We start from the raw sequence: 1,193 nt of genomic DNA, 5'->3' as shown, positions 1-1,193 counted from the left end.
TGCGGATCGCGCCTCAGCGTCTCCTGCGCGATCAGTGCCAAGCCGTCAAAACCCTTGCGCATGTCCGTGTGGCCCGTGGCGAGCCAGACCCTGACGCCGCTCGGAACCGGGATCATCGCCCGCCTAGAACGTCAAGGACGCGCCGGAGCGCGTCGGCATCGACATCGCGGTCGACGCGAAGCCGGGCGCCGCTCGCAAGTTCGATCTCGATCGTCCCGACTTGGCGGCGCACCCGGGTTCTCGCCGGACGCGAGATATCGACGGGATCTGGCGCAGGCGCGACGGGCACCACCTCGATCGGAACCAGCGCGGTCCCCTCCGGCGCCGGCGTCACTGCCTGGCACAGCTCTTTCCGCCAGCGGAAAAGCTGGCTCACGTGAATGCCCGCGTCCCGCGCAATCTCCGCGGCCGTGACGCCGTCCTCGAACGAGGCAGCCACCAGCCGCTCTTTCTCCGAACGGCTCCATCGCCGCCGACGTTCGACGGACGTGATTACCTCGACCCGCGGGACCTTCGTCATAGGACTACTTCTAGGATTACTCCTAGGACTTCAGCCCACACAGCTCTCGGCGCAAGGCGGCCTTCGGCGGAGGCTTACGCAGCACGCCACGTGTCCGGTCTGATGGGGTCAACTTAACCGGGATCACCGGCCGCTCAGCACGTCGAGGACGCGACGGAGCGCATCGGCATCGACGTCGCGGTCGACACGAACCCGGGCGCCGCTCGCAAGGTCGATCTCGATCGTACCGGCTTGGCAGCGAACACGTCTTCTTGCCGGCCGAGAGACATCTACCGGGTCTGGCGCAGGCGCGACGGGTAGCGCCTCAATCGGGACCAGCGCCGTCCCCTCCAGCGCAGGTGCCGCCGGCTGGCACAGCTCTTTCCGTCACCGGAAAAGCTGGCTCACGTGAATGCCCGCGTCCCGCGCAATGTTCAAAGCTGTGACACACTGATCAAACGAAGCAGCCACTAATCGCGCCTTCCCCAGGCGGCTCCATCTCCGCCGGCGTTCGACGGACGTGATCACCTCGACCCGCGCAACCTCCGTCATAGGACTACTCCTAGGATTGCTCCTGGGAGTTCAGCCCACACAGCCCTTGCCGCGAGGCAGCCTTCGTAAGCGCTGTCCCGGTCCCACCTTCCTCCCCGCCGCTTGAGGGCCGACTTTGACGATCCGTTGGAGGATCGTTTTG

Annotated in this window: 3 protein-coding genes; all 3 read right to left on the bottom strand. The window is 66.1% G+C overall.

The features are described from left to right. Positions 1–116, bottom strand: a 116-nt coding sequence (gene tnpB / locus WBG79_RS27555; protein WP_337360457.1) for an IS66 family insertion sequence element accessory protein TnpB, incomplete at its 3' end; no start/stop codon positions are given. After that, the gene (gene tnpA, locus WBG79_RS27550) at positions 113–520 is read right to left on the bottom strand and encodes an IS66-like element accessory protein TnpA (RefSeq protein WP_337360456.1); all 408 of its coding nucleotides are present in this window, start codon (positions 518–520) and stop codon (positions 113–115) included. The genes tnpB and tnpA, both read right to left, overlap by 4 nt. A gap of 366 nt (positions 521–886) precedes the next feature. Beyond that, positions 887–1,051 (bottom strand): transposase, encoded by a 165-nt coding sequence (locus tag WBG79_RS27690; protein ID WP_443147530.1) that lies wholly within the window; start codon positions 1,049–1,051, stop codon positions 887–889. Positions 1,052–1,193: the final 142 nt, after the last annotated feature.

This window comes from Prosthecomicrobium sp. N25, from assembly GCF_037203705.1.
In the GTDB taxonomy this organism is placed as follows: Bacteria; Pseudomonadota; Alphaproteobacteria; order Rhizobiales; family Ancalomicrobiaceae; genus Prosthecodimorpha.
This window is presented reverse-complemented; position numbering and strand designations above follow the sequence as displayed.